The organism is Propionicimonas sp. (genome assembly GCF_049840635.1).
Classification (GTDB): domain Bacteria; phylum Actinomycetota; class Actinomycetes; order Propionibacteriales; family Propionibacteriaceae; genus Propionicimonas.
The window spans coordinates 1,447,340-1,470,141 of sequence record NZ_JASGKL010000005.1 but is presented as its reverse complement, the minus strand read 5'-3'; the positions used below and the strand labels follow the sequence as shown (position 1 = coordinate 1,470,141).

Here is a 22,802-nt window from a genome sequence, read left to right as displayed (position 1 = left end):
CTCTGACATCCGGTACCCCGGCCCGCGATGGGCCGCGTCGCCGGACGCGTAGGCTCGGGGCCATGGACGCGAAGCTTCGGGCCGAGCTGGCCACCACCCTCGCCGGCATCCGGCAGGACGGGCTGTACAAGACCGAACGGAAGCTGACCACCCCGCAGTCGGCCCACGTGGAGACCGTCCAGGGCGACGTCCTCAACTTCTGCGCGAACAACTACCTCGGCCTCGCCGACCACCCGGCCGTGATCGCCGCGGCGAAGCAGGCGCTCGACGAGTGGCGCTTCGGAATGGCGTCCGTCCGGTTCATCTGCGGGACGCAGACCCTGCACACCCGGCTGGAGCGCCGGCTCTCGGAGTTCCTCGGCACCGAGGACACGATCCTGTTCTCGTCCTGCTTCGACGCCAACGGCGGGGTGTTCGAGGTGCTCTTCGACGAGCAGGACGTGATCATCTCCGACGAGCTGAACCACGCGTCCCTGATCGACGGCATCCGGCTCAGCAAGGCCCGCCGCGCCCGCTACCGCAACGCCGAACTCGCCGACCTGGAGGAGCGGCTGAAGGAGTCCGCCGGCGCCCGGCGGACCGTGGTCGTCACCGACGGCGTGTTCAGCATGGACGGGTCGTACGCGCCGCTGGAGGGCATCTGCGAGCTGGCCGATGAGTACGGCGCCCTCGTGCTGGTGGACGACTCGCACGCGGTCGGCTTCGTCGGTGCCCACGGCCGTGGGACGCCGGAGCTGTTCGGCGTCGAGGACGAGGTCGACATCATCACCGGCACCCTCGGCAAGGCGCTCGGCGGTGCGTCCGGCGGCTACGTCAGCGGGCCGCGCGAGGTCGTCGACCTGCTGCGGCAGCGGGCGCGCCCCTACCTGTTCTCCAACTCGGTCGCGCCGGCGGTCGTGGCCGGCTCGCTCGCCGCGCTCGACATCGCCGCCGGCTCGGCCGAGGCCCGCGAGCGGCTCGCCGCCAACGCTGCCCTGTTCCGCGAGCTGATGGACGCCGCCGGTTTCGACCTGCTCCCCGGCAGCCACCCGATCGTCCCGGTGATGTTCCCCGGCGAGGAAGGGGCGCGAACCGCCGCCGCGATCGCCGACCGGATGCTCACCGAGGGCGTCTACGTGATCGCCTTCAGCTACCCGGTGGTGCCGAAGGGACGCGCGCGCATCCGCGTCCAGCTGTCGGCCGCCCACTCCGAGGCCGACGTCCGCGCCTGCGTCCGCGCCTTCACGACGGCCCGGCACGCCGTCGTCGGAGCCTGACCCGTCCCGGGTACGCCCCCGGGAACGGGTCCCCGGGGGAGGCGTTCACCGGTTGAGGTAGGCGAGCACGGCGCGGACGCGACGGTTCTCCTCGTTCGGCCCCAGGTCGAGCTTGGCGAAGATGTTCGCGATGTGCTTGGCCACGGCCGCCGCCGTGACCACCAGCCGGTCGGCGATCTGGGAGTTCGACTCGCCGTTGGCCATCAGGGACAGCACCTCGAGCTCCCGCGGGGTCAGCCGGCCGAGCACCGGGTCGCCACGACGTGCGTTGAGCAGTTGGCCGACGACCTCCGGGTCGACGACCACCCCGCCGGCGGCGACGAGTTCCGCCGAGCGCAGGAAGTCGGCAACCCGTCCGACCCTCTCCTTGAGCAGGTAGCCGAGTCCGGCCGGTGCCGGCGAGTCCAGCAGGGTGGCCGCGTAGGCAGGGGCGACGTACTGGCTCAGCATCAGCACGGGGAGCTGGGGATAGGCCTCCCGCAGCTGGACCGCAGCGCGCAGCCCGTCGTCGGTCATCGACGGCGGCATCCGCACGTCCGAGATGACCAGGTCGGGCAGCGTGGAGCCGGCGGCGAGTCGCCGGCACTGGGCGACCAGCTCCGGGGCGTCGGCCGCCTCGGCGACCACCCTGTGGCCGGCACGCTCGAGCAGCCCGACCAGGCCGGCGCGGATCAGCTCGGCGTCGTCGGCAACGAGCAGTCGCATGGCACCTCCCGACCGAAGGTTACCGGTGCGGTCGCGCCCTCAGCCCGGGTTGGGGAACTCCGCCCGCAGCGTGGTCGGCCCGCCGGGGGGACTGCTCAGCCAGCAGGCACCGCCGAGCGCGCGGGTCCGCTCCAGCTGCCCGCTGAGGCCGTGACCGGGACGGACCCGGGCGCCCCCGCGGCCGTCGTCGTACACCTCGACCTGCACCGGGTTGCCCAGCGCCAGCCGGACGGTCACCCGGGTGGCGCCGGCGTGTTTGGTCACGTTGGTGAACGCCTCGCTGACCAGGTAGTACACCGCCGCCGACAGCTGTTCGGCCGGTTCCCTGCCGTCACCGGTCACCTCGACGCGAGCCGGCACCGGTTGCCGAGCGGCCAGTTCCCGGACGGCCGCGACCAGCCCGCGATCGGTGAGCAGCTGGGGGTGGATGCCCCGGACGGTCTCCCTCAGTGACGTCACCGCGGCCTCCACCGAGGCCTGCGCGGCCCCGATCGCACGCCGCGCGTCCTCCGTCCGGTGCTGGTCGAGGGCATACTCCGCCTCGCCGAGCTGCATGCTGAGCAGGACCAGGTGCTGCTGCGCGCCGTCGTGCAGGTCGCGTTCGATGCGGCGCCGTTCGGTGGCGAACACGTCCACCAGCTCACGCCGGGACGTCGTCAGGTCGTCGACCTGCTGGCGGAGGTCGGAGTGTGGACGCAACTGGAGGTCGACGATGGTCGCCTGTGCTGCGGCCAGCGCCCAGGCCACGTAGAGACCGACCAGCAGCACCACCAGAAGCCCGCCGCCGACGAGACCGATCTCGACGGGTTGTGCGCCCTCACCGAGCACCCGGCCCAGCGTGAGCGCGAGCCCGATCACCAGGACTGCCAGGATCGAGCCGGGCACCGCATCCACGAGGGCGAACAGGACGGTGATGCCCCAGACCGCGAGGTTCCCGTCGGAGAACCCGCGGGGATCCCACGGGTGCCGGACCCGGCTCCGAGGCAGGGGCGCCAACCGGGGCAGCCCCAGCACGACCAGTCGGGCCCGCTCGACGTTCGCGGTCGCCCAGGTGACGAGCGGAAGGACGAGGATGCCGAGGATGGCTGCGAGCAGTGCCAGCGCACCGCCCACGATCGAGGTGAAGCAGTACAGGACCGAGCGCCACCCCAGTGGGCTGACCAGCATTCGCAGCGGGTTGCGCGGCGGGGTCAGGCGTGCCCGGAGGTCGCTGTCCGCGGAACCGGTGGCAGGGGTCACGCAGCCAACGATAGACAGGGTCGGCCGCGTCCCCGATGGAGCGGGGACGAGTGCGTGGTAGTGCTGGCTCCACCCCCGGGTGTCTGCTGGGCGCCCGTGTGCCCGCGCCAGGTGGGCGGTTGGCTGGGACCCATGAACCAGTCCTGCGAACCAACCCTCAGCGCACGGTCCCTCTCCCGATCCTTCGGCGACGTCGTGGCCCTCGACCAGGTCTCCCTCGACATCCCGGCGGGGCAGTCGGTGTCGGTGATGGGGCCCTCCGGCTCGGGCAAGTCCACCCTCCTGCACTGCCTGGCCGGCATCCTGCGTCCCGACTCCGGTGAGGTCAGTCTGGGCGACGAGCCGGTGTCCCTCTCCTCGGACGCGGCCCGCAGCAGGCTGCGCCTGGAGCGGATGGGCTTCGTCTTCCAGGACGGCCAGTTGCTGCCGGAGCTGAACGCGCTGGAGAACGTGGCGCTGCCGCTGCTGCTCCAGGGTGTTGCCCGCGCCGAGGCCCTGGGGCGCTCGGCGGGGGTGCTCGCCCGGCTCGGACTGTCCGGGCTGGAGAAGCGCCGTCCCGGAGAGCTGTCGGGTGGGCAGGCGCACCGGGTCGCCATCGCCAGGGCACTGGTCGGGAACCCGGCCGTGGTGATGGCGGACGAGCCGACCGGCGCCCTGGACCAGGCCACCGGGGCCGAGACCATGCGGGTGCTGGTCGCGGCCACGAGGGCGGTGGGAGCGAGCCTGGTGGTGGTCACCCACGATCCGGGGGTGGCCGCCTGGTGCGAGCGTCACGTCGAGATCGTCGACGGCCGCCTCGCCGCCGACCATCGCCTCGGGACGGCAGCCTGATGACCACGCTGCAATTGGCCCCGCTCCTGCTCCGCGGACGCGTGAAGGCCGGGCGCGGCCTGGTCGACCTGCTCAGTGTCGCGGCCTTCACCGTGAGCAGCTGGCTGCTGTTCACGGTGGTCGCCGGGCTGAACGTGTTCGTGAACCGCCAGGACCGACCGCCGCAGGCGTTCCTCGCCGCGCTGGGCGACGAGGCCGCCGCCGGCGCGCAGCAGCTGCCGGTGTGGACCTTCATGGCCGCCGGAGCCACGGTGCTGCTGGTGGTTCCCGTGCTCACCCTCGGTGCGGCGGCCGCCCGGATGGGCGCCCTCGGACGCGACCAGCGCCTGTCCACCCTGCGCCTGCTCGGCGCGACCGGCACCCAGGTGCTGGCGCTCAGCGTGCTGGAGACGGTGTCGACGGCTCTGGCGGGGGTCGTGCTCGGTCTGGTCGGCTACCTGGTCACGGTGCCACTGTGGGCAGCGGTCAGGTTCCAGGCGACACCGCTGGCGGCCGCCGAGATGCTCCTGCCGGCCTGGGCGATCGCCGCGATCGCCGTCGGGCTGCTGGGACTGGCAGCGATCAGTGCGGTGAGCGGCCTGGCCCGCCTGCGGATCTCCCCTCTGGGAGTGGCCCGGCGGGCGCCCCGTCCGGCGCTCAAGGTGTGGCGACTGCTGCTCCTGCCGCTGGTGCTGGTCCTCTGGCTGGTGGTCGCACCGATGCTCCAGATCACCCGGGAGTTCGCGATCAGCACCGTCGTGATCGTGGCGGCGCTGGCGATCTTCATGGGTGTGATCAACCTGATCGGTCCGTGGCTGTTGCAGCTGCTCGGGTGGCTGATGGCACGCTCGGGACGTCCGTCGGTGCTGATCGCGGGACGCCGGCTCCTCGCCGACCCCCGGGGCGCCTGGCGGTCGGTCGCAGGGCTGGCCTTCGTCGGCTTCATGGGCGGCACCCTGGTCAGCATCCCGGACTTCGGGGCGGCCAGCGCCGATCCGCTGGTCGCGATCCTCGCCGACGATGTGCGTACCGGCACCTACCTCACCCTGGCGATCGCGTTCGTGGTGGCGGCGGCGTCCACGCTGCTGAACCAGGCATCGGCGGTGCTCGACCGGCGGGCGGAGCTCCAGCAGCTGGGCAACCTGGGCGTCCCGCTGAGCCTCCACGACCGGACCAGGGCGGTCGAGGTGGTCGCCCCCGCCGCGCTGGCCGCGCTCGGATCCGGGGGGCTGGCGGTGTTCTTCTTCGCGCTGCTGCCGCGCGCCGGCGCCGAACAGCTGGGGGTGGCCGCCTTCGCCGCTGCCCTGCTCGCCGGCATCGCCCTGGTCTGGGCCGCCGGAGAGGCCTGCCGGCCGCTGGTGAAGGCCGCGGTCGCCGCCACCGCGCCCCGTCCCGACTGATCCGTGTCCCCACACCCGGTCCAGACGCGGTGCCCGGTGGGGGAATTGCGCACGCCACGGAATTGTCGACAATCGACGGGCGCCCGTAGACTCGCCGGCGAGGGGAGTACTTCCCAAGCCGCTCGGGGTCAGTTCGGACGCGCCATCGCGACCTCCCGGGTGCACCTGCACGGCAGGTGAAGGAGACCTCACGCATCATTGTCGTGAGAGAGGTTCCCGCGTTGTTCCACCCCCTGGAGATCGCGATCGGCTCCCCCGAGCTGTGGGCGATCAGCATCGCCGGCGTCCTGGCGCTGTTCGTCCTCGACTTCATCCTGACCCGCAAGCCGCACGAGGTCTCCATGAAGGAGGCGCTCGGCTGGTCGGGGTTCTACATCGCCCTCCCGCTGGCCTTCGGCGTCTGGATCTGGACGACCTTCGGCGGCGAGCGCGGTCTGGAGTTCTACGCCGGCTACCTCGTCGAGAAGTCGCTCAGCGTCGACAACCTGTTCGTCTTCATGCTGCTGCTGTCGTCCTTCGCCGTCCCGCGGGAACTTCAGCAGCGCGTCCTGCTGATCGGCGTGGCCGGCGCCCTCGTCCTGCGCGGAGTCTTCATCGCGCTCGGGGCGGCGATGCTCGCCCACTTCGCGTGGGCGTTCCTCGTGTTCGGCGCGATCCTGCTCGCCACCGCGGTGAAGGTGCTGCGGGACACGCTGAACCCCGGCGAGCACGAGATCGACCCGGGCAACCTGCCGATCGTGCGGCTCGTCCGCCGCTTCTTCCCCGTGACGGACGGCTACCGCGGCCCGCGGATGAGCGTCGTCGAGGACGGCCGCCGCGCGCTCACCCCGTTCGCGCTGGCCACGCTCGCCATCCTCGGCACCGATGTCGTGTTCGCCGTCGACTCCGTCCCCGCGGTGTTCGGAATCACGGGGGACGCCTACCTCGTCTTCGTCACCAACGCCTTCGCCCTGCTCGGCCTGCGGGCGCTGTACTTCGTGCTGGAGGGGGCTCTTGGCGCCCTCGCCCACCTCGGCTACGGGCTGGCGGCGATCCTCGCCTTCATCGGCGTGAAGCTGGTCCTGCACTGGGCACACGGCGTCTGGCCGGGCGTGCCGGTGGTGGAGACGCTGCCGTCCCTGGCCGTGATCGTGGGCATCCTGGCGATCGTCATCACCACCAGCCTGCTCGCCAACCGGAAGGCGCAGCGCCAGGACGCCTGAGCGCTCGACCCGAGGGTCGTCGCCCGGACGCGGTCAGCCGAGCTGCGCGACCCGGACGGCGATCAGCACCAGGAGCACGACCAGGACGCCGGCCAGACCGAGCCACTGCGTCCGCGTCCGGTCCTTGCGGGGCGCGTACACGATGATCGCCGCGGCCAGCGCGCCGCCGATCAGGCCGCCGATGTGGCCCTGCCACGAGATGCCGTTGCCCATGAAGGTGAACGCGATGTTGATGCCCAGCCAGACCAGGATGTTGCGGACGTCGCCGTGCACCTTGTGCGCGATCACCAGCAGCGCGCCGAGCAGCCCGAAGATCGCCCCGGACGCGCCGAGCGTCTGCGACTGGGGGTCGGACAGCCACAGCACCGCGGTGGAGCCGGCCAGCGCGGCCAGCAGGTAGACCGCGAGGAACCGCGCGCGCCCGAGCGCCCGCTCCAGGGTGGGGCCGAGGAACCACAGCGCGAGCATGTTGAAGCCGATGTGCAGGGGTTCGACGTGGGTGAAGGCGCTGGTCAGCAGCTGCCACCAGTCGCCCTGCGCGACCCCGGGCTGCCAGCTGCCGTCGCTGAGCATCGTGCACACCGACTGGGTGGCGTTCGGGTAGTAGGAGCCCGGCTGGCCGAGCGAGTTGCAGCGTCCGGACGGGAGCAGGGCGAGCTGGTCGCCCAGCTTGCTGCCCGATCCGCCGGTGAGCAGGATCGCCACCCAGATGGCGGCGTTGATCGCGATCAGCGTGATGGTCGTCGCGGCGGGGTTCGTGGAGCGGAGGCCGCCGTAGGAGCCCTCGTTCTGCCGGGTGTCCCTCGCACCCGCCGCCACGCACTCGGGGCACTGGAAGCCCACGGCCGCGGAGATCATGCAGTCGCCGCAGATGGGGCGTCCGCACCGCTGGCACCGGATGTAGGTGGGACGGTCCGGGTGTCGGTAGCAGCCGTAGGCCACCGGCTGCTGCGGTGCACTCATGCGGGATCCCTCATGCGCTGCAATCTACCCGCGGGCACCACCGGGCACGGCGCACGGTGACGCGGTTGCCGATAATGGGGACATGACGGGCAAGCGGGTGGCACTGGTCCTCGGTTCGGGCGGCGCGCGAGGGTACGCGCACATCGGCGTGCTGGACGTGCTGGCCGAGCGCGGGTACGAGGTGGTGGCGGTCGCCGGCACGTCCATGGGCGCCCTGGTCGGCGGCCTGCACGCGGCGGGCAAGCTCGCGGACTACACCGAGTGGGTCACCACGCTCTCGCAGCGGGACGTGATCCGGCTGCTCGACCCGACCCTGGCCGGCGCCGGCGCGATCCGGCTCGAACGGGTGCTGTCCCGGATGAGCGAGATGCTCGACGGGGCGCTGATCGAGGACCTGCCGATCCCGTACACGGCGGTCGCCACGGACATCGGCGCGCGACGCGAGGTGTGGTTCGCGTCCGGCCCGGTCGACGTCGCGATTCGGGCGTCCGTGGCGATGCCCGGCGTGATCACCCCGATCATGGTCAACGGCCGCCTGCTGGTGGACGGCGGCGTGCTCAACCCCGTCCCCATGGACCCGGTGATCGGGGTGGACGCGGACTTCACGCTCGCGGTGTCGCTGAGCGGGGAGAAGACGCGCGGCACCTCCTGGGGCCCGGCGAAGGAGACCTCGGCGCCGCGTCCGCCGAACGAGTGGCTGGACCGGTTCCTGAAGGGGGCGGCGGGGATCTGGGAGAACGACGTGGTGGCGTCCTTCCTGGCCCGGTTCTCGCGCACCCACGAGGACGCGGCGGCGATCGAGCCCGTCGCACCGGCCTACGAGCCGCCGCCCGCCGGTCTGGGGATCACCGACGTCACCTCGATGTCGCTGGACACGATGAGCGCCCTGATCACCCGCTTCCGGCTGGCCACGCTGCCGCCCGACGTCCTCGTCACCGTCCCCGGCGATGCGGCGAGGACGATGGATTTCCACCGCGCCCAGGAGCTGATCGACCTCGGTCGGACTCTCGCCGCGTCCGCCCTCGACGACGCCTTCGCCGAGGAGCCGGCGCCGCTCGCGCCGGAGCCCGAATCACCCTGAGCCGTCCGCCGGTGCCCTCAGGTTGCGTGCCTGCGGCAGGCGCGGGATCCCGGGTCAAGCCCGGGATGACAGTGGTGGGGTTGTGCTCCATCCTTCCGTCATCCCGGGCTTGACCCGGAATCTCCGGTCAGGCGTCGACGTCGTGGAGGTGGTGGACGAGGTCGTGGAGCATGTAGCGGCCCAGGGTGTCGAGCGTGAAGACCGAGCCGTTGCTGCGGGTGCCGGGACGCGACCACTCCTCCTCGGCGACGTCGGTCCAGGCGGCGGCGTTCGCGTCCGCCGCTGCGGCGAGCTCGGACGCGACGGTGGCCGGGTCCTGCTCCCAGTAGCGGTCCTCGAGCGCGGTCGCGTCCTGGTCCCAGTTCGCGAACCGCGGGTCGTCCTCGGTGCGGATCAGCCGGTTGCGCTCGGTGAAGATCCGCAGCACGTCGCGGACGTGGCAGCCGTACTCCAGCGGCGACCACACCAGCGGGTCCGGGCGTTGCCGCACGCCCTCGCGCGCCAGCACGTCCTGCCACGGCGCGGTGGCCGCCAGGACGAGGCCGGGCAGCTCGTGCGCGTCCACGTCGGCGGCGAGGAAGCCGCACTCTGCGCAGGGACGTTCCAGCACGAACGTCCAGTCCTTGTCGTCGGGCTCGGGGACGGCGGGTGTCTGCATCGGCTCAGGATAGGCGGGGCCGGGCATCCGCAGCACCACCGTGCCCGCATCGAGGTCGAGCGGCTCCGGTCCCGTCCCGCCCTGCTCGGAGTCGACGACCAGCATCTTCTCCACGTCGAGGTACTCCCGCGCGTGCCGGTAGCCGGGGTTGAAGATGCCGAAAAGGTCGCTCATCCGGGCTCTCCGTGGGTTGGTGGCGAGAAGTGTCCCATACCCACTCAACGCGCGAGGAGCTCGGCGAACTCCGCGACGCGGTGCAGGGCGATCCCGTCCCGCTGCTCGGCGGCCAGCGGGTGCTGCGATCCCGACGACACCATCAGCAGCGGCGCCATCCCCGGGTCGCGGGTGTAGATCGTGAGCTGGAGCCCGCGGGTGGGCTGCTCGTAGGGCAGTTCGGTGGCCAGCCGGCCCGAGAGCGGAGCGCTCGCCGCCCGGTTCGGGTCGCTCCAGTTCCGCGCGATGCACTCCATCGAGGACTCGTCGACCTCGGTCCACACCGACCACACGAACACGTCCGGGTCGGGGTCCACGACCGGGAGCTGGATGTGCCCGCGGATGAAGTGCCTCGTCGTGCCGTGGTCGGGGAGGATGCACACGTCAGGGGTGAGCTCGGCCTCCATCCGCTCGCCCGCGCTGACGGCCAGCCAGTCGTCCGGCGCCGACGTGCCGAGCACGCGGGTGAGGTCGCGGTGGACCCGGCGGCAGACGGCGCAGGGCCGGTTCGACCCACTCAGCACCGGGACCATGGCGACAATCCTCCACCCGGCGGCGGGGACGCGTGGGGAAAGGCCCGAATTGCTCCCTGTGGGGGTCGGTGGGGTTCGGCGGGCCGGCGTGTGGGGTCAGCCGCCCGGCGTGAGCAGGTACAACCTCTCGCCGTCCGGCCCGAGGACGCCGGCCAGCCGGCCCCAGGTGAAGTCGAACGGTTCGTCGACGACCCGGCCGCCGAGGTCGGGGATGCGCGGGACGAGCTCGTCGACGTCCGCCACCTGGAAGCAGACGGTCCAGGTGGACGGGCTCGCGTCCAGCTGCCCGATGCCCCCGGCCGGACGCGTTCCGCCCGGGGTGTTGAACATCGAGTACCGCATCGCGTCGGAGGAGGCGTCGGTGTAGCTGAGGCCGAACACGTCCGCGTAGAACCGCTGGGCGGCGTCGAGGTCGGTCGTCATCAAGTCCATCCACAGCGGGGCGCCGGGCTCGTCGACGAGCTCGAACCCGGGGTGGGTGCCGGCCTCCCAGGCGCTGAAGGCGGCGCCGGTCGGGTCCTGGCAATGGGCCATCCGGCCGAGGTCGCCGACCCGGGCCGTACCGCCGACGGCGCTCCCTCCGGCGGCGGTGACAGCAGCGCTGGTGGCGTCGACGTCATCGGTGGCGAGGTAGACGCCCCAGCGCGGGGCGTCCGTCCATCCGGGCTGCGGCAGCGAGAGCCCCGCGACCCGGACGCCGCCGGCGAGGGCGCTGTGGTAGCCGCCGAACTCCGGCGCCGGTTCGGTGAACGTCCACCCCAGCGCCCCGCCGTAGAAGCGGTGCGAGCGCTCGGGGTCGGTGACGACCAGGTCGACCCAGCAGGGGGTTCCGGCGGGCCAGTGTTCGGTGCGTACGGGCATGCCCCGACCATAGGCGGAGGTGGTGTCCGCGTCGAGGGTCCGGGTGGAGGTCGGGTCGGCGTCCGGGTTAGGTTGGCTGGCATGAAGCTGGGCGTCGACTTCGGAACCACCCGCACGATCGTCGCCGTGGCGGACCGCGGCAACTACCCCGTGGTCGCGTTCGAGGACGCGTCCGGTGATCTGCACGAGTTCTTCCCGTCCGTCGTCGCGCTGCGGGGGACGACGCTGCTGTACGGGTTCGACGCGCTCGCCGCCGCCAGGGAGGGCGCCCCGTCCCTGCGCTCGGTGAAGCGCCTCCTCGGCGCTCCGGAGGTCGCGGCCGACACCCCGGTCGGGATCGGTGGCGCCACGTTCGGGCTGCTCGACGTCCTGACCGGCTTCCTCGGCGCCCTCCGTGCGGCGCTGGGCGATGCGTCCAACATCGGGGCGGAGTTCCGCGCGGCCGGGGAGTGCCCGACCGTGGTGTCGGTGCCCGCGCACGCGCACGGGGCGCAGCGGTTCCTCACCCTGGAGGCGTTCCGCAGGGCGGGGTTCGAGGTGGCCGGACTGGTGAACGAGCCGTCCGCGGCCGGGTTCGAGTACACCCACCGGCAGGGACGGACGCTGAACTCGAAGCGCAACCAGGTGCTGGTCTACGACCTGGGCGGCGGCACGTTCGACGCGTCGCTGGTCGAGGTCGCGGGCGTGCGCCACGACGTGATCGGCTCGGTCGGGGTGAACCGGCTCGGCGGCGACGACTTCGACCAGGTGCTGGCCGAACTGGCGCTGGACGCGGCCGGCCGCCCCGCGCTCGACGAGGTGGGCCGGCAGCGCGTGCGGGACGAGTGCCGCGAGGCCAAGGAACGGCTCACCCCGCAGGCGAAGCGGATCACGGTCGAGGTGGCGGGCGAGCCGGTGACCGTCGCCGTGGAGGACTTCTACGCCGCGGCGTCCGGGCTGGTGAACGCGAGCCTGGAGGCGATGGCGCCGCTGGTCGGGGCGCTGGACGACGAGGTGGAGACGATCGGCGGCCAGGTGGCCGGCATCTACCTGGTCGGCGGGGGCAGCGGGCTGCCGCTGGTGCCCCGGCTGCTGCGGGAGCGGTTCGGCCGCCGCGTCCATCGCTCGCCGTACCCGGCGGCGTCCACGGCGATCGGGTTGGCGATCGCCGCCGACCCCGCGTCCGGCTACGCGCTGACCGACCGGCTCTGGCGGGGGTTCGGGGTGTTCCGCGAACGCGCGGGGGGACGCGGCGTCCGCCTCGACCAGCTGGTCGACCGCAACACCGCGCTGCCCACCCACGGCGAGCTCAGCGTCACGAGGCGCTACCGGGCCGCGCACAACGTGGGCTGGTACCGCTTCGTCGAGTACGCCGACCTCACGCCCGACGGCGAGCCGCGCGGCGACCTCGCGCCGTTCGCAGAGGTGCGGTTCCCGTTCGACCCGGCGTTGCAGGGACGCTACGTCCTCGACGCCGTGCCGGTGGAGCGCTGGGACCACGGCCCGCTGGTCGAGGAGTCCTACCGGGTCGACCCGAACGGCATCGTCAGCGTCCGCATCTCCGACCTCGACACCGGCTACAGCCAGGTCTACGGCCTGGGCCGGGGCGAGTAGCGCGCCTTCCGCTCGCCTGTCACCCCGGGCTCGACCCGGGATCTGCGTGTGGGTGCCGACGGCGCGGGACGGTGAGGAGCGGGTCGTCCTCTCGTCTTGTCGTCCCGGGCTTGACCGGGGATCTGCGTGTGGGTGCCGACGGCTCGGGACGGTGAGGAGCGGGTCGTCCTCTCGTCTTGTCGTCCCGGGCTTGACCGGGGATCTGCGTGTGGATGCCGACGGCTCGGGACGGTGAGACCCGGCTTTCAGCGGGGATGACGGGTGGGGTGGCGCCGCGCGTCCGGCCCTTGCACGGCTGACTCCGCGACCTCCGGGGCGCGCCCGACAAAGGTTTTCCACAGTTCTGGCCCAGTCGGGAGCGTCGTCCACAGGCGGGGAGGCCGGGGCTTCCCGAACGGCCAATCGCGAGGCAGGCTGGACGGCCATGCGCACTCCTGAACCCTGGCCGCTCCCTCTGCAGCCGACGTCCCGGACCGATTTGGGCAGGGTGAGCGACGAGATGGTCTCGACCCAGCTTCGCCGCGGTGCCCTGCTGCGGTTGCGCAGGGGCGTGTACGTGGCGGCAGGCGCGTGGCCGGACGATCCGGCGGAGCAGCACCTGCTCCTGGCCCGGGCCGAAGTGGCCGCCTGCGCGGACGCGGTGCTCTGCCGCCAGAGCGCTGCCGTCGCCTGGGGGTTGCCGTCCCCCGACCTCCGGCCGTGGCACGTCCGCCCTGTCGCCGTGGCGCTCCCGGCCGACAGCGGGTACCGGACCCGGACCACGGCCGCGGAGTACCACGCCCTCCGGCTCCGGACGTGCGACGTGGAGAGGGACGCCGCGGGCTACCGCGTGACCAGCCTGGCCAGGACGGCGGTCGACCTCGCCGCAGGTCTCCCGCTGCCCGAGGCGCTGGTGATCCTGGATGCGGTCACCAGGCAGCTGTGCGCGCGCCTCGTCCCCACCCCGCGCCGGCGGGACTTCACGAACCCGCGGCTGGTGGGCGCGGCGAGGGAGGTGGTCGCCGACGCGGCGCGGGCGGCCCACCGCACCGGCCTGTTGCCGGCCATCGCCGTCGCGGAGCCGTGCCGGGAGTCACCGGCAGAGTCGCTGTCCGCCGGGCACTTCCGGCTCGCAGGGCTTCCCGTCCCGGTCTGCCAGGCTGCACTGAGGACTCCGGCGGGGCTGCGTTTCCCCGACTTCTACTGGGATGAGCACCGGCTGATCGGCGAGTGCGACGGAGCGGTGAAGTACGCAGAGGGCAGCGCGGCCTATCTGGAGGAGAAGGTGCGCGAGCAGCTGTTCCTCGACCTCGACTTCGGGGTGGTCCGCTGGCTGGCGAAGGAGATCTACGTCCGCCCGGGCGAGGTCGTCGCGCGCGTGGCCAGGCGGATGGGGCTGTGACCGCGAGGTTGCCCGGGTTATGGGCCTGGTCAGGTCGACCTGCGGTGCCGACCGCGAGGTTGCCCGGCTAATGCACGGTTCGTGGCGCGTGATAAGCCGGGAAACCTCGCGGTCACGAACGAGCCGCGGCGAGGCAGCCCTGATAAGCCGGGAAACCTCGCGGTGTCGCGGGGGACGGGTGCCTCAGCGCGCGGTGGCCGACTCAGTGGTCATTCAGCAGCTCGACGACCTGGCGGACGCCGCGGTGGCGGAAGGCGAAGCGGAGCCGCCGCCAGGTGTCGGGGAGGCGCGGCTCGACCGTCCAGCCGTCCTCGGTGACGCGCAGGCCGGCGAAGCCGAGCACCACCGCCTGCCACAGGCCGCCGGCGGAGGCGCCGTGGATCCCGTCGGACGCGTTGCCGCGGACGTCGTCGAGGTCCGCCCGCGCCGCGCGGAGGAAGTGGGCGTACGCGGCGGCGGGGTCGCCGGCCCTGGTCGCGATCACGCTGCTCACCGCGGGGCCGAGGCTCGACCCCTGCTCGTGGTCGGTGCGCGGGTCGTAGTAGTGGTAGTTGGCCGACAGCGACTCGCCGTCGAACAGGTTCGGTAGCTGGAACGCCAGCATCAGCACGTCGGGCTGCTTGACCGTTCGCGTCCGCTGGACGCCCTCGGGGCCGTGCAGCACCTGCATGGACAGCTGGCGCGAAGGGCTGCGCAGCTTGGCGTAGTCGACGTCGTCGAGGTCGAAGTAGCCGGCGAACTGCTCCAGCACGCCGTCCCGGACGCGGGGCGCCGCCAGGTGGTCGGCCACCCGTGCCCATTGCTCGCGCTCGGCGGGCCCGATCGCGAGTTCGGTGGCCAGCCGCGCCGCCTGGCCGGGCGCGGTGCGTTCCAGCCAGGCGAGCACCGCCTCCGCCGTGCGCAGGTGCCAGGCCGCCAGCAGGTTGGTGTAGGCGTTGTCGTCCACGTGCTCGTGATACTCGTCCGGCCCGACGACGTCGCGGAGGTGGTAGGTGCCGTCCGCGTCCGGTCGGGCCAGGGACGCCCAGAAGCGCGCGCCGTCGAGGACGACCTCCGCGCCCTGTTCGCGGACGAACGCGTCGTCGCCGGTCACCGTCCAGTACTGGACGATGGCCAGGGCGATGTCGGCGGTGATGTGCACCTCGAGGTCCCCCGACCAGACCCGCATCCGCGCGCCTCCGGCAGCGACCGACTCGATCCACGGCGGCGTGACCTCGGCGCCGGAGCCTGCGCTCTCCCACGGGAACTGGGCCCCGCTGCGCCCGGCCGCCGCCGCCTTCGCCCTCGCGCCGGCCAGCCGCCGGCACCGGTAGGCGAGCATGTTCCTCGCGACGTCGGGCTGGGTGAACGTGAACACCGGAAGCATGAACGACTCGGTGTCCCAGAAGACGTGGTGCCGGTAGCCGTAGCCGGAGAGCGTCTTCGCCCCGATGCTGGCGTCCTCGGTGAAGCGCGGCGCGGCAGCATTGAGCTGGAACAGGTTGTAGCGGACGGAGAGTTGCGCCTCCGGGTCGCCGTCGATCTCCACGTCACAGTCCGCCCAGACCTGCGACCACGCCTCGCCGGACGCGGCCAGCGCCGCCGGCCAGCCGAGCGCGTCCAGGCGGTCGGCCACGTCGCGCGCCGCGTTGAGCGGGAGTTCGGTGTCGAGCGCGGGGACGATCCCGACGCTGCGGACGATCTCGACCTGCTCGCCGGCCCGCAGCGTCAGCCGGTAGTCCAGCGCCGGCTGGCCGTCCGCGTCCCCCGCGGTCAGCTCCGCGGGAGCGGAGAGTCGCGGGCGCACGACGACCCCGAGCGGGACGCCGGTGGCCCTGGTGACGGTGACGAGCGTGAGCCCGTCCTCGCCCGCAGACTGGCCGACCACCCGCCAGTGCAGGCGTCCGGTGTTCTCGACGTGGGCGCTCGCGCTCACCCGCAGGCGGAGGTCGGCCACCCCCGCGGAGAGCTCGACGGTGGTGCGGAGCATCGCGCCGTACGGCTCGACGAGGCTGATGAACCGTTCGTGCCGGACCAGGAGGTCCACGCCGGGCGCGACCGGCCAGTCGAACGCGCGGCTGAGGAGGCCGGTGCGCAGGTCGAGCGTCCGCCAGCCGCCGGTGGCGTCCTCGTGGCGGACGCGGCGGTCGTCCAGCCACAGGTCGAGGCCCCACCAGCGAGGCAGGTTGGCCAGTTCGGTGGCGTGGACGTCCATGTCGTCCCAGACCCGGTGCATGAACGAGCCGGGATTCTCCTGCGGGTGGCCCTCCTCGAGCGTGCCGCGGAGGCTGAGGTTGCCGTTGCCGATGGTGAAGACCGTTTCGCGGTGCCCCATCCGGCCGGGGTCGAACCCGTTCGTGCCGACCACCCAGCCGGCGGCGGCCTGGTCTGCGATCGGGGTTCCGGCTCCGGTCATGGCGCGCTCCTCGCACACGGGCCGGTGCGGGGTTCACCGGCCGTCGCCTCCATCCCAACAGTAGGCGGCAACCGTCCCGAGCAGGACGCGCCGTGGTAGCGATACCCACCTGCCGGTGAGGCGAGCCCGCACGACAGACCGTCCAGTCCGGTCCAGCAGGGGGGATGGGTCGGACGGTGCGGTCGGTGTCGGGTGGAGATCCCGGGTCAAGCCCGGGATGACTCAAGCAGCGGACGGTGCCCGCCCTACTTCTGTCATCCCGGCGAAAGCCGGGATCTCGGGGACGAGGCCGTCGGGCACGGACATGGAGATCCCGGGTCAAGCCCGGGATGACGGTGGGGTGTGGTGGGACGGTGCGGTCGGTGTCGGGCAGAGGTCCCGGGTCAAGCCCGGGATGACTCAAGCAGCGGACAGTGCCCGCCCTACTTCTGTCATCCCGGCGAAAGCCGGGATCTCGGGGACGAGGCCGTCGGGCGCTGACACGGAGATCCCGGGTCAAGCCCGGGATGACGGTGGGGTGTGGTGGGACGGTGCGGTCGGTGTCGGGTGGAGATGCCGGGTCAAGCCCGGGATGACTCAAGCAGCGGACAGTGCCCGCCCTACTTCTGTCATCCCGGCGAAAGCCGGGATCTCGGGGACGAGGCCGTCGGGCACGGACACGGAGATCCCGGGTCAAGCCCGGGATGACGGTGATGGGTGGGTGGGACGGTGCGGTCGGTGTCGGGTGGAGATCCCGGGTCGAGCCCGGGATGACAGTGGTGGGCGGGGTTGGGGCGGACTCAGGCGTCGAGGGGGAGCGGGTCGACGTCCACCTCGACGGCGAGGTCGGAGGTGCCGGCCTCGGTGAACACCACGCCGCGCAGCGGCGACACGTCCGAGAAGTCCCTGCCCCAGGCGGTGACGATGTAGCGGGAGTCGGCGAAGTGGTTGTTCGTCGGGTCGAGGTCGAGCCACGTCCCGCCCGGCGTCAGCACGGACGCCCACGCGTGGGTGGCGTCGGCGCCCCGGAGCTTCTCCTTGCCCGCCGCGGGCACCGTCTCCAGGTAGCCGCTCACGTAGCGCGCCGGCAGCCCCACCGCGCGCAGGCAGCCGACCGCCAGGTGCGCGAAGTCCTGGCAGACGCCCTTGCGCAGGTCGAGGAGTTCGCCCAGCGTCGTCCGCACCGACGTCGAGCCCTGCCGGTAGTCGAAGTCGCCGAAGATGCGGTGGACGAGCGCGTCCACGGCCTGTCCGAGCGGCCGGTCCGCGACCAGTTCGGACGCGGCGTACGCGCGTACTTTCGGCCCGATCCCGACCAGCGGCGACGGCAGCGTGAACTCGGCCAGCTCGACGGCGTCGAGGGACGCGGCCAGCTCCGTGGCGGCCGAGGCGACCGTCCAGCCGTCCAGTGCGGCCAGGTTCGGCTCGGGCCAGTCGACGTCGACCACGCTCGTCGCCGCCACCGTCAGCTCCAGCGTGGGCTCCCGGGTCTCCAGGTAGACGGAGTGGTTCCCGAAGTAGTCGAGGTGGCTGGCCACCAGGTCCGACGGCGGCGTCGCGACCACCTCGGACGCGACCACCCGCTGCGTGGGCGTCTCCCGCAGCTGCAGGACGCCGCGGTTGTAGCAGGCCTCCAGCACCTCGTCGTAGGTGTAGCGGGTGATGTGCCGTACCCGGTAGCGGTGGCGTCCGTAGACCATCAGCCCACCTGCCTCGGGGTCGACCAGGTCTCCGCGGTCCGCCGGGTGGCCTGGCGCACGAAGTGCCGCGCGGCGATCCGTTCGCCCAGACCCTCCAGCGCGCCGGCGAGCTGGTGCAGTCGTTCGCCGGCGTCGTCGGGGGGCGCGGCGGCGAGCGCGTCGATGTCGGCGAGCATCGCGTCCACCTGGGCGGCGAGCCGTTCGTCCCCCACCATCCGCAGGTCGGCGGCCAGCGCGGCCAGCGAGTACGCGACCGAGCGCGGGTTGGCCGGGTCGTGGATGAGCAGCTGTCGGACGGACTCCGCCGCGGTCGCCGGGCCGGTGCCGGACGCGGCCCGCCGCCGATGCGTGATGATGCTCTCCCCCGAGCGCAGCACGGCGTCCGCGACCAGGTCGGCGGTCGGCCCGGGCGCCGGCTCCAGCATCGTGTGCCGGAGCAGCGAGACCGTGTGCCGGGCCCGCTCCAGCCGGCTGCCCGCGTCCAGGAACGCCCACGACGAGTCGCGGACCATGCTCTGCGCCATGATCCCGGCGTAGGCCAGCAGCGACTCCAGCACGTCGGCGAGCAGCGGCTGCAGCGCGTCGTCCTCGTCCGGCGGGGACGCGAGCGTCCGCTCCAGCCTGCTGAACACGCTCCAGATGTCCACGCTCATCAGGTCGCGGACCTCCTGCGCCTCCGACGTCAGCCGCCGCGCGGCGTGGTGGACGCCGCCGCGGGCGCGCGGGTCCAGGGCGACCCGGGTCAGGTAGCCGAGCGACGATTCCGCGTACCAGCGCTCGATCCGGGTGATCCGGGCGACCGCGTCCACGAGCCGGGCGGCCGCGGCCGAGCCCCACGTGCCGGGCCGTGAGCTGAAGTCCTCGGCGAGGTCGTCGGCCACCTTGACCAGCCGCGCCGTCCCTTCCGCGCGCTCGGCGAAGCGTCCGATCGTCATCAGCGTGTGCGCGACCCGGGGCGGGACCGCCGACTCCCTGGCGAGAGTGAGGCGCGGCCGGACGCGCTCGGGCTCCACGCCCTCGACGGCCGACGCCGGCACCCAGACGTCCTTCGCCAGTGTTCCGGCCAGGCTGGAGACGGTGTGTTCGCTGGTACTCGCGGCCACCCGGCCGAGGCCGCCGGGCAGGAACTCGTAGTCGTCGCCGGAGGCCACGCCGAAGCTGCGCAGCACGAACCGGCGTGGCTCCAGCCCGGTCGGCGTGACGACCGGGGCCGTGGACAGCTCGATCGGTTCCTGCCCGCACCACGCCCACGGCTCCTCGCGGATCTGCCGGGCCAGGTCGTCCCGCTCGGTGGCGCTGAGCAGCCAGCCGTAGCGGACGGCGGGTCCGCCGGTGCGGGCGACCGGCTTGACCACCAGCCGCTCCAGGTTGGCCAGGACGTGGCCGAGCTCGGCCTCCTGCCCGCACCACCACGTGGCCGGGGAGTCCAGCAGCAGGTCCTCGCCCAGCAGCGCGTGGGCGACCGGACGCAGGTGCGCGATCAGCGCGGGGTTGTCCAGGACGCCGGCGCCGACCGGGTTCACGACGGTGACGGCCCCGCGGCGGGCGGTCTCGACCATGCCGGGCAGGCCGACCTCGGAGTTGCCGCGGAACTCGAGCGGGTCGGCCAGCAGCGCGTCCACCCTGCGCAGGATCACGTCGACCGGGTCGAGGTTGTCGCCGGCGCGCAGCCAGACGCGTCCCTTGCTGACCACGAGGTCGTCGGCCTCGGCGAGCGGGAACCCGAGCATGGCGGCGAGGAAGCCCTGGTCGTAGCTGGTCTCGCTGGCCGAGCCGGGCGACAGCAGGACGACGCGTGGCGTCTCGGAACCGCCGGGCGCGGCGTCCAGCAGGGCGCCGGTCATGGCGTGGAAGAAGCCGCGCAGCCGGGCGAGGTCGCTCGAGCGGTGCAGCCCGGCCAGCACGCGGCTGACGATCCGCCGCGTCGCCATCGCGTAGCCGGCGCCGGCGGGGGCCTGGGTGCGGTCGGAGATCACCCGCCAGGTGCCGGACGCGTCCCTGCCGAGGTCGGTGGCGGTGAGGACGAGCTGGCGCCGGCTGGCCGCGGGGATGCGATCGGCCGGACGCGTGAAGCCCGGGTGGGCGAGGATCGCGGCGGGCGGCAGTACCCGGTCACGAAGGAGGGTCCGGTCGGAGTACAGGTCGGCGAGGACCGCGTCCAACAGCACGGCGCGCTGGGTGAGGCCGCGTTCCAGCGACGTCCAGTCGGCGGCGTCCAGCGGCAGCGGGAGCGGGTCGACCAACCAGGGCTCGCGGACGCCGGAGTCGGCCGCGCCGTACGTGATGCCCTCGTCGGACACCAGCCCGGCGGCCTCGGCGCGGGCGGCGAGCAGCCCGGCCAGGCCCATCGCGTCGATGGTCGCAGCGAGGCCCTCGGTGTGGGTGCGCGGGCCGTCCCCGTCCACGAGTTCGTCGGTGCGCGAGCGGGCGGGGTGGGACAGGTAGGCGTCGAGCAGGGGGCTGGGGAGCTCGGACGCCGACGCGGACATGGCGACACGATACCGACGCCCCCGTGCGGCCCCGTCCGCTGTTCGGGACGAGCCCGGGATGAGGCCCCGGAGCGGCCCGAACGAGCGGGCCGTCCGGGGCTCACCCGATCAGGGTCACCCCCGCCAGGGCAACCCTGAAGCCCTTCCGCGTGGCCGTGTTCGCGCAGGTCACGCCGCTCTTCTCGCTGAGGCAGACGTAGTCACCCCTGGCCAGCTTGCGCCCGTAGGGAAGCACGGCGAGGGACTGGTGGTCGTAGGTGACCTTCGGGAGGCCGGTTCCCTTCCACCAGCCGACGTTCTCGCCGGTGGTCTGCGGGAGCGCCTCCACACCCCCGCTGCAGAAGTACCCGGCCGTCGTGCCGATGGAGACTCCGGTGACGTCGAGGTCCTCGCCGGGGCAGACCGTGGCGGACGCGGGCACCGCCTTCATCGACATGCCGGACGGGAAATGGCACAGCGCGTGGTCGGCGCCGACCGAGCACCAGATCCGTCCGGACGGGCTGGCGAAGTCGGCGGTGGGGAACGCGTCGGCGTCGATCGCGCCGTCGGCGTCAGGGAGGGAGAGGCTGGTCGCCGAGCCGCTGGACGAGGGAGTGGCGCTGGCCGGGACCGATACGGGCGTCGGGGTGATCACCCGGATCGGTGTCGGCGTCCACGTCGACGCAGGGGAGCAGCCGGTGAGCAGGACCAGCACGAGGACGCAGCCGAGCCGGACTCGCACCATCGCCGCCCACCGTTCCTGTCGCCTGTGCCGGACAGTCTCGCGCGCCGCGTCCCGCCCCGTCCCTGAAAGCGAACGAAAGAATTCCTGAGCCGGAGGGCGGCACGATGGGGACGGTTCCGAACGTGCCGCGCGACCACCGGCACCGGTCCTCGTTGTGGGTGTCGTCGGGGGGTGGGGTGGGGGGCGCTGCCCTTTCGTGTCATCCCGGGCTTGACCCGGGATCTCCGGGTTGGTGCCGTCGGGTTCGTCGGCGAGATCCCGGCTTTCGCCGGGATGACAGGGGTGGGGTGGGTGGCGCTGCCCTTTCGTGTCATCCCGGGCTTGACCCGGGATCTTTGGGTTGGTGCCGTCGGGTTCGTCGGTGAGATCCCGGCTTTCGCCGGGATGACAGGGGTGGGGTGGGTGGCGCTGCCCTTTCGTGTCATCCCGGGCTTGACCCGGGATCTTTGGGTTGGTGCCGTCGGGTTCGTCGGTGAGATCCCGGCTTTCGCCGGGATGACAGGGGGGTGGCGTGGATGACCGGGGGGTGGGGTGGGTGGCGCTGCCCTTTCCTGTCTTCCCGGGCTTGACCCGGGATCTCCGTGTTGGTGGGAGTGGCTGAGTTCTCGCATCCCGGCGTTCCGCCGGGACGACAGGGTGCCGCGCCGGCGGCGCGGCAGAATCGGGGGATGGGACGTCGGCGGGCGCTGGTGCTGGGCAGCGGAGGGCTCACCGGGCTGGCGTGGCAGGTGGGCGTGCTGTCCGGGCTGGCGGACGCGGGCGTCCGGCTGGACGCGGACCTGGTCGTCGGGACGTCGGCCGGCGCGCTGCTCGGAGCCCACCTCGCGTCGGGGATGAGCATCGACGACCTGGTGCCCCGGCTGCACGCGTGGTCCGGACGGGCCGGCTCGATCGGCTGGCGGGCGGCGTCCGCCCTGCTGGCCGCGCAGGTGTACCCCAGCCGCCGGCACGCCCTCGCCTGGCTGGGCCGGCGCGCGGCGAGGGACTGGACGCCGGAGCGCTCGGACGCGTGGGTGCGGACGGTCGCCGCCGACCTGGCCGGACGCGACTGGCCCGCGCCCCTGGTCGTGGTGGCCACCGACGCCGCGACCGGACGCCCGGCGTTCCTCAGCTCCCGACAGCCCGCCGATCTCGCCACCGCCGTCGCGGCGAGCTGTGCGATGCCGGGTGTCCTGCCCGCCGTCCGGATCGACGGCCACCTGTTCCTCGACGGCGGCCTGCGCTCCCCGGCGAACCTCGACGTCGCGGGCTCGGCGGACGTCGTTGTCGCGCTCGCCCCGCTCACGGGCTCCGTCCGGGCCCACCGCCGCCCTGTCGACCAGGCCGCCCAGCTGCGACGCGCCGGCGTCGAGACCGTCCTGCTCACCCCGGACGCCGACGGCCGCCGCGCCATCGGGTTCGACGTGCTGGCTCCCGACCGCGCCTCGGCCGCCCTGGCCGAGGGCCGTCGCCTCGGCGAGCGCCACGCCGCCGAGGTCGCCACCGCGTGGGCAGCCGGGGACTGAACGCGAACCCGAGCCGGCCCGCGTTCACCACCCCCTCATCCGGCGTTGGCCGACGCGTTCCGCAGCGCGCGGACGCGGTTCACCCGGACGGGGGAGGATCCGCGGAAGGCGTGTG

The 22,802-nt window shown here is 73.0% G+C and carries 18 protein-coding genes; 8 read left to right on the top strand and 10 right to left on the bottom strand.

Annotation, left to right across the window (positions count from 1 at the left end; all coding sequences use genetic code 11):
• Positions 1-62: 62 nt before the first annotated feature.
• Complete coding sequence (locus QM779_RS12515; protein WP_428535686.1) at positions 63-1,256, top strand: glycine C-acetyltransferase; 1,194 nt, start codon at positions 63-65, stop codon at positions 1,254-1,256.
• 45 nt (positions 1,257-1,301) lie between these two features.
• Here QM779_RS12515 and QM779_RS12510 read toward each other — a convergent pair whose 3' ends face one another.
• Both QM779_RS12510 and QM779_RS12505 read right to left on the bottom strand, forming a co-directional pair.
• Entirely contained in the window at positions 1,302-1,961 is a 660-nt protein-coding gene (locus QM779_RS12510; protein ID WP_428535684.1) for a response regulator, read from the bottom strand.
• Between the two features lie 39 nt (positions 1,962-2,000).
• Complete coding sequence (locus QM779_RS12505) at positions 2,001-3,200, bottom strand: sensor histidine kinase (RefSeq protein WP_428535682.1); 1,200 nt, start codon at positions 3,198-3,200, stop codon at positions 2,001-2,003.
• Positions 3,201-3,332: 132 nt separating this feature from the next.
• On the opposite strand from QM779_RS12505, the gene QM779_RS12500 reads away from it, so the two are divergent.
• From QM779_RS12500 to QM779_RS12490, 3 genes are all read left to right on the top strand, one after another.
• The gene (locus QM779_RS12500) at positions 3,333-4,031 is read left to right on the top strand and encodes an ABC transporter ATP-binding protein (protein ID WP_428535680.1); all 699 of its coding nucleotides are present in this window, start codon (positions 3,333-3,335) and stop codon (positions 4,029-4,031) included.
• A complete protein-coding gene (locus tag QM779_RS12495) occupies positions 4,031-5,410 on the top strand; it encodes a hypothetical protein (RefSeq protein ID WP_428535678.1) in 1,380 nt (459 codons plus the stop codon). The genes QM779_RS12500 and QM779_RS12495 overlap by 1 nt, the downstream gene beginning before the upstream one ends.
• Positions 5,411-5,631: 221 nt before the next feature.
• A complete protein-coding gene (locus tag QM779_RS12490; RefSeq protein ID WP_428535676.1) occupies positions 5,632-6,612 on the top strand; it encodes a TerC family protein in 981 nt (326 codons plus the stop codon).
• Between the two features lie 33 nt (positions 6,613-6,645).
• Here QM779_RS12490 and QM779_RS12485 read toward each other — a convergent pair whose 3' ends face one another.
• Entirely contained in the window at positions 6,646-7,575 is a 930-nt protein-coding gene (locus QM779_RS12485; protein WP_428535674.1) for a rhomboid family intramembrane serine protease, read from the bottom strand.
• 82 nt (positions 7,576-7,657) lie between these two features.
• On the opposite strand from QM779_RS12485, the gene QM779_RS12480 reads away from it, so the two are divergent.
• Positions 7,658-8,656, top strand: a complete 999-nt coding sequence (locus tag QM779_RS12480) for a patatin-like phospholipase family protein (RefSeq protein ID WP_428535672.1) — start codon at positions 7,658-7,660, stop codon at positions 8,654-8,656.
• 127 nt (positions 8,657-8,783) lie between these two features.
• On the opposite strand, the gene QM779_RS12475 is transcribed toward QM779_RS12480, so the two are convergent.
• The 3 genes from QM779_RS12475 to QM779_RS12465 all read right to left on the bottom strand — a co-directional run bounded on the left by QM779_RS12475 (position 8,784) and on the right by QM779_RS12465 (position 10,921).
• Positions 8,784-9,488, bottom strand: coding sequence for a DinB family protein (locus QM779_RS12475; protein ID WP_428535670.1), 705 nt, complete (start codon positions 9,486-9,488; stop codon positions 8,784-8,786).
• A gap of 44 nt (positions 9,489-9,532) precedes the next feature.
• Positions 9,533-10,060, bottom strand: coding sequence for a DUF2199 domain-containing protein (locus QM779_RS12470; protein ID WP_428535668.1), 528 nt, complete (start codon positions 10,058-10,060; stop codon positions 9,533-9,535).
• 96 nt (positions 10,061-10,156) lie between these two features.
• Positions 10,157-10,921: a VOC family protein gene (locus tag QM779_RS12465; RefSeq protein ID WP_428535666.1), complete on the bottom strand. Its 765-nt coding sequence runs from the start codon at positions 10,919-10,921 to the stop codon at positions 10,157-10,159.
• 81 nt (positions 10,922-11,002) lie between these two features.
• Between QM779_RS12465 and QM779_RS12460 the strand changes: the two genes are divergently transcribed.
• A complete protein-coding gene (locus QM779_RS12460; protein WP_428535664.1) occupies positions 11,003-12,514 on the top strand; it encodes an Hsp70 family protein in 1,512 nt (503 codons plus the stop codon).
• Between the two features lie 424 nt (positions 12,515-12,938).
• A complete protein-coding gene (locus QM779_RS12455; RefSeq protein ID WP_428535662.1) occupies positions 12,939-13,895 on the top strand; it encodes a hypothetical protein in 957 nt (318 codons plus the stop codon).
• Between the two features lie 202 nt (positions 13,896-14,097).
• Here QM779_RS12455 and QM779_RS12450 read toward each other — a convergent pair whose 3' ends face one another.
• The 4 genes from QM779_RS12450 to QM779_RS12435 all read right to left on the bottom strand — a co-directional run bounded on the left by QM779_RS12450 (position 14,098) and on the right by QM779_RS12435 (position 21,182).
• Positions 14,098-16,290, bottom strand: a complete 2,193-nt coding sequence (locus tag QM779_RS12450) for a glycosyl hydrolase family 65 protein (RefSeq protein ID WP_428535660.1) — start codon at positions 16,288-16,290, stop codon at positions 14,098-14,100.
• Between the two features lie 779 nt (positions 16,291-17,069).
• Positions 17,070-17,969, bottom strand: coding sequence for a transglutaminase family protein (locus QM779_RS12445; protein WP_428535658.1), 900 nt, complete (start codon positions 17,967-17,969; stop codon positions 17,070-17,072).
• The gene (locus QM779_RS12440; protein WP_428535656.1) at positions 17,969-20,458 is read right to left on the bottom strand and encodes a circularly permuted type 2 ATP-grasp protein; all 2,490 of its coding nucleotides are present in this window, start codon (positions 20,456-20,458) and stop codon (positions 17,969-17,971) included. The genes QM779_RS12445 and QM779_RS12440 overlap by 1 nt, the downstream gene beginning before the upstream one ends.
• Positions 20,459-20,558: 100 nt before the next feature.
• Positions 20,559-21,182: a hypothetical protein gene (locus tag QM779_RS12435; protein ID WP_428535654.1), complete on the bottom strand. Its 624-nt coding sequence runs from the start codon at positions 21,180-21,182 to the stop codon at positions 20,559-20,561.
• A 668-nt stretch (positions 21,183-21,850) separates the two neighbouring features.
• Between QM779_RS12435 and QM779_RS12430 the strand changes: the two genes are divergently transcribed.
• On the top strand, positions 21,851-22,687 hold the full coding sequence (locus QM779_RS12430; protein WP_428535652.1) for a patatin-like phospholipase family protein: 837 nt from the start codon (positions 21,851-21,853) through the stop codon (positions 22,685-22,687).
• Positions 22,688-22,802 lie beyond the last annotated feature (115 nt).

Bases quoted from the DNA above. Each gene is read 5' to 3' on its own strand.
- QM779_RS12515 (WP_428535686.1), top strand. From the start codon at position 63: ATGGACGCGAAGCTTCGGGCCGAGCTGGCCACCACCCTCGCCGGCATC.
- QM779_RS12510 (WP_428535684.1), bottom strand. From the start codon at position 1,961: ATGCGACTGCTCGTTGCCGACGACGCCGAGCTGATCCGCGCCGGCCTG.
- QM779_RS12500 (WP_428535680.1), top strand. From the start codon at position 3,333: ATGAACCAGTCCTGCGAACCAACCCTCAGCGCACGGTCCCTCTCCCGA.
- QM779_RS12495 (WP_428535678.1), top strand. From the start codon at position 4,031: ATGACCACGCTGCAATTGGCCCCGCTCCTGCTCCGCGGACGCGTGAAG.
- QM779_RS12485 (WP_428535674.1), bottom strand. From the start codon at position 7,575: ATGAGTGCACCGCAGCAGCCGGTGGCCTACGGCTGCTACCGACACCCG.
- QM779_RS12480 (WP_428535672.1), top strand. From the start codon at position 7,658: ATGACGGGCAAGCGGGTGGCACTGGTCCTCGGTTCGGGCGGCGCGCGA.
- QM779_RS12475 (WP_428535670.1), bottom strand. From the start codon at position 9,488: ATGAGCGACCTTTTCGGCATCTTCAACCCCGGCTACCGGCACGCGCGG.
- QM779_RS12470 (WP_428535668.1), bottom strand. From the start codon at position 10,060: ATGGTCCCGGTGCTGAGTGGGTCGAACCGGCCCTGCGCCGTCTGCCGC.
- QM779_RS12465 (WP_428535666.1), bottom strand. From the start codon at position 10,921: ATGCCCGTACGCACCGAACACTGGCCCGCCGGAACCCCCTGCTGGGTC.
- QM779_RS12460 (WP_428535664.1), top strand. From the start codon at position 11,003: ATGAAGCTGGGCGTCGACTTCGGAACCACCCGCACGATCGTCGCCGTG.
- QM779_RS12455 (WP_428535662.1), top strand. From the start codon at position 12,939: ATGCGCACTCCTGAACCCTGGCCGCTCCCTCTGCAGCCGACGTCCCGG.
- QM779_RS12450 (WP_428535660.1), bottom strand. From the start codon at position 16,290: ATGACCGGAGCCGGAACCCCGATCGCAGACCAGGCCGCCGCCGGCTGG.
- QM779_RS12445 (WP_428535658.1), bottom strand. From the start codon at position 17,969: ATGGTCTACGGACGCCACCGCTACCGGGTACGGCACATCACCCGCTAC.
- QM779_RS12440 (WP_428535656.1), bottom strand. From the start codon at position 20,458: ATGTCCGCGTCGGCGTCCGAGCTCCCCAGCCCCCTGCTCGACGCCTAC.
- QM779_RS12435 (WP_428535654.1), bottom strand. From the start codon at position 21,182: ATGGTGCGAGTCCGGCTCGGCTGCGTCCTCGTGCTGGTCCTGCTCACC.
- QM779_RS12430 (WP_428535652.1), top strand. From the start codon at position 21,851: ATGGGACGTCGGCGGGCGCTGGTGCTGGGCAGCGGAGGGCTCACCGGG.